Source organism: uncultured Georgenia sp. (assembly GCF_937958535.1).
In the GTDB taxonomy this organism is placed as follows: Bacteria; Actinomycetota; Actinomycetes; order Actinomycetales; family Actinomycetaceae; genus Oceanitalea.
In genome coordinates this window covers 1-3751 of sequence record NZ_CALGNQ010000130.1, presented here as the reverse complement: position 1 = coordinate 3751, position 3751 = coordinate 1, and the positions used below count along the sequence as shown (strand labels likewise).

Below are 3751 nucleotides of genomic sequence, written 5' to 3'. Positions count from 1 at the left end.
AGGAGACGCACCTGGCCGACGGCCGGCTCCAGGGCGAGCTCACCCGCACGACCTTCCAGCTGCGGCTGCTGGCCGAGGAGGTCCTCACCGGTGAGCCGCTCGACGCCACCATCGACCACGCCGACCCGGACTGGGGCATGGGTCCGCGCCCCGACCTGCGCCGGGTCAACGTCCCGCTCGGCGTCATCGGCGTCTTCGGGGCCTCCAACTTCCCCTTCGCGTTCAGCGTCATGGGCGGGGACAGCGCAGCGGGCCTCGCGGCCGGGTGCGCCGTCGTCCACAAGATCCATGAGGCGCATCCCGAGCTCGGACGGCGGACGGCCGAGGTGGTGACCGAAGGACTGGCCTCCGCCGGAGCCCCCGAGGGGCTGTTCCTGACGGTGACCACGCGCGCCGCCGGCGAGGCGCTCGTCGACCACCCCCTCGTCCGCGCGGTGAGCTTCACCGGCTCGGCCCGGGTGGGGCGTCTGCTCCTGGACCGGGCAACGTCCCGGCCCGAGCCGATCCCCTTCTACGGGGAGCTCGGCAGCATCAACCCCGTCTTCGTCACCCGCCGCGCGTGGGCCGCGCGGGGGCGCAGCATCGCCGCCGAGTACGTCCAGTCCTACACCCTGGGGATGGGCCAGTTCTGCACCAAGCCGGGCCTGCTGTTCACCCCGCGGCTCGACGACGAGGACCGGCAGGCGTTGGTGAGCGCGGTGCGCGAGGTCTCCCCCACCCCGATGCTCACGCCGCAGCTGGCGGAGGGCTTCCTCTCCACGCGCTCCGCGATGGCCGAGCGCGGCCTCACCGAGCTCGTGGCCGGCGGCACCGGGACCGCCCCCGCACCCGCGCTGTTCACCACCACGGTCGCCGACGTGCGGCGCGACCCGGCGATCCTCCGCGAGGAGATGTTCGGCCCCGCGAGCATCGTCGTGGAGTACGACGACGACGCCGCGCTCACCGCGGTCGCCGAGCTCGTCCAGGGCCAGCTCACGGCGACGGTCCACGGCGAGGAGGGCGACGACGTCGGCGAGCTGCTCGCCACGCTCGAGGCACGGACGGGCAGGGTGCTGTGGAACGGCTGGCCCACCGGCGTCAGCGTCACCTACGCCCAGCAGCACGGCGGCCCCTACCCCGCGACGACGAGCTCGACGACGACGTCGGTCGGGACGGCGGCGGTGCGCCGCTTCCTGCGCCCGGTCGCCTACCAGAACCTCCCGGACAGCCTGCTGCCGCCGGCCCTGCAGGAGGACAACCCCTGGGGCATCACGCGCCGCGTCGACGGCCGCTGGGTGCCGGGTCGGGCGGGAGCGCAGTGACCACCCACGACGTCGTCACCTCGGTCCTCCCGCCCGACCACGACCGGGCCGTCCTCGTCGGGCGTGTGTGGGACAGCGCGACCGGCGGGCCTCGCCCGGCCCTCGTCCGCGGGCAGGAGGTCCACGACCTCTTCCCCCTCGCTGCGACCGTCTCCGACCTGCTCGAACGTGCGGACCTCCGCGAGGTCCTCGCCGGTGTCACCGGCCCACCGCGGTGGCGGCTCGACGAGCTCGTCGGCGCCTCGCTGGAGCGACGCACCGACCGCAGCCACCTCCTCGCCCCGGTCGACCTGCAGGTCGTCAAGGCGTGCGGGGTGACCTTCGTCGACAGCATGATCGAGCGCGTCATCGAGGAGCGCGCCGCCGGCGACCCGGACCGGGCGGCGCACATCCGCCGCACCGTGGCCGGTGTGCTCCACGAGGAGCTGGCGGGGGTGCAGCCGGGAACCGCGGCGGCGCAGCGCGTCAAGGAGGTCTTCGTCGCCGAGGGGCTGTGGTCGCAGTACCTCGAGGTCGGTCTCGGCCCGCACCCCGAGGTGTTCACCAAGGCCCCGGTCCTCTCCTCGGTGGGGTACGGGGCCCACGTCGGCATCCCGCACTTCTCCTCGTGGAACAACCCCGAGCCCGAGCTCGTCCTCGTCGTGGACTCCACCGGCCGGGCACGCGGGGCGACCCTCGGCAACGACGTGAACCTGCGTGACGTCGAGGGGCGCAGCGCCCTCCTGCTCGGCATGGCGAAGGACAACACCGCCTCGAGCGCGCTCGGCCCCTTCGTCCGGCTCTTCGACGGCGCGTTCTCCCTCGACACGCTCCGCGCCGAGCAGGTGACCATGCGGGTCGAGGGACCCAGCGACGGCTTCGTCATGGACGGGGTGAACAACGTCTCGCGGCTGAGCCGCCCGTTCGAGGACCTCATCGCCGCGACCTACGGGCCCCACCACCAGTACCCGGACGGCTTCGTGCTCTACACCGGCACGCTCTTCGCCGCGACGAAGGACCGCGACGTCCCCGGGGCGGGCTTCACCCACAAGCCCGGTGACATCGTGACGATCAGCAGCCGCCACCTCGGCACCCTCGTCAACGAGGTGGCGCCGACCGACGAGATCCCGCGCTGGGAGTTCGGCATCCGCGCCCTGTACGGCTACCTCGAGGCGGTCGCCGGGTAACCCGGACCAGACGCAAGGGTCCGCCGGCGGCTTGGGGGTGTGTCGCATCCAGCCGCCGGCGGGGTCCGGGGGTCACTCGGTCCTCATCTCCCCGACGAGCGCCTGCACCTCCTCGGGGGTGGTGGCGGCGCGCAGCCGCTCGATCTGCTCCGGGTCGAGGAAGATCTCCCCGATGCGGGCGAGCACCTGGAGGTGGTCGTCCCCGGCGCCGGCGATCCCGATGACGAACTCGGTCTCCTTACCGTTCCAGTCCAGACCCCGTGGGTAGCGGACGAAGGAGATCGCGGTGCGCCGGATCAGGCCCTTGGCCTCGTTGGTGCCGTGCGGGATGGCCAGCCCGTTGCCCATGTGCGTGGAGACCGACCCCTCCCGCTCGTGCATGGAGTCGACGTACTCCTCGGGCACCGCACCGGCGGCCACGAGCAGCCGGCCGGCCTCGGTGATCGCCTCGGACATCGTCGTCGCCGTCCCGTCCAGGACGATCGACTCCCGCGCCAGCAGGCCGTCCGGCCCTGCTGCGGCCCGGTCCTGCGGCCCGGGCTGCTCGTCGGCGGGCACCTCGGTGGTGGGCACCGTCTCGGTGGGCAGCGCCGACTCCGCGGCGGTGGCCTCCCCGCGGCTGCGGATGATGAGCTCGACGACCTCGTCGTACCGCGGGCTGGCCATGAAGTCGTCCACCGAGACGTGGAGCGCCGAGGGCGTGCGCTGCCGGGCGCGTTCGGTGAGGTCGCGGTGGGTGATGACGATGTCGACGTCGTCGGTGAGGTTGGAGATGGCCTTGTTGACGACGGTGACGTCCTGGTGGCCGGCCGCGCGCACCTTGCGCCGCAGCACCGAGGCCCCCATCGCGGAGGAGCCCATCCCGGCGTCGCAGGCGAAGACGACGTTGCGGATCTCCCCGGTGCGGGTGGCCACCCCGCCGTCGCCGGTGAGGGCGCTCGCGACGCTGGACTTCTTGCCCTTCATCTCCTCCATGCTCGCGGTGGCGCCGGCGAGGTCGTCGGTCCCGCCCTTGCCCAGCCGCAGCAGCGGCACGGCGACGACGAAGGTGACGACCGCGGAGAGCACCACCGACAGCGTCACGCCGAGGAGGCTGGAGGCGGGTGACTGGATGAGCACCGCGATCACCGACCCGGGGGCTGCCGGGGCGCGCAGGCCCGAGCCGAACACGAGGTTGGTGGCCACCCCGGTCATGCCGCCGGCGATCATCGCCAGGATGAGGCGCGGCTTCATGAGCACGTAGGGGAAGTAGATCTCGTGGATGCCGCCGACGAAGTGGATGAG

At 73.0% G+C, this 3751-nt stretch carries 3 protein-coding genes; 2 read left to right on the top strand and 1 reads right to left on the bottom strand.

Going from position 1 to position 3751, the window contains the following annotated elements; all coding sequences use genetic code 11:
• Both Q0195_RS07515 and Q0195_RS07510 read left to right on the top strand, forming a co-directional pair.
• Positions 1 to 1301, top strand: a 1301-nt coding sequence (locus tag Q0195_RS07515) for an aldehyde dehydrogenase (NADP(+)) (RefSeq protein WP_299276597.1), incomplete at its 5' end; no start/stop codon positions are given.
• The gene (locus tag Q0195_RS07510) at positions 1298 to 2467 is read left to right on the top strand and encodes a fumarylacetoacetate hydrolase family protein (protein ID WP_299276594.1); all 1170 of its coding nucleotides are present in this window, start codon (positions 1298 to 1300) and stop codon (positions 2465 to 2467) included. The genes Q0195_RS07515 and Q0195_RS07510, both read left to right, overlap by 4 nt.
• A gap of 72 nt (positions 2468 to 2539) precedes the next feature.
• Here Q0195_RS07510 and Q0195_RS07505 read toward each other — a convergent pair.
• The coding region (locus Q0195_RS07505) for a PTS sugar transporter subunit IIA (RefSeq protein ID WP_299276592.1) at positions 2540 to 3751 on the bottom strand (1212 nt) is incomplete at its 5' end.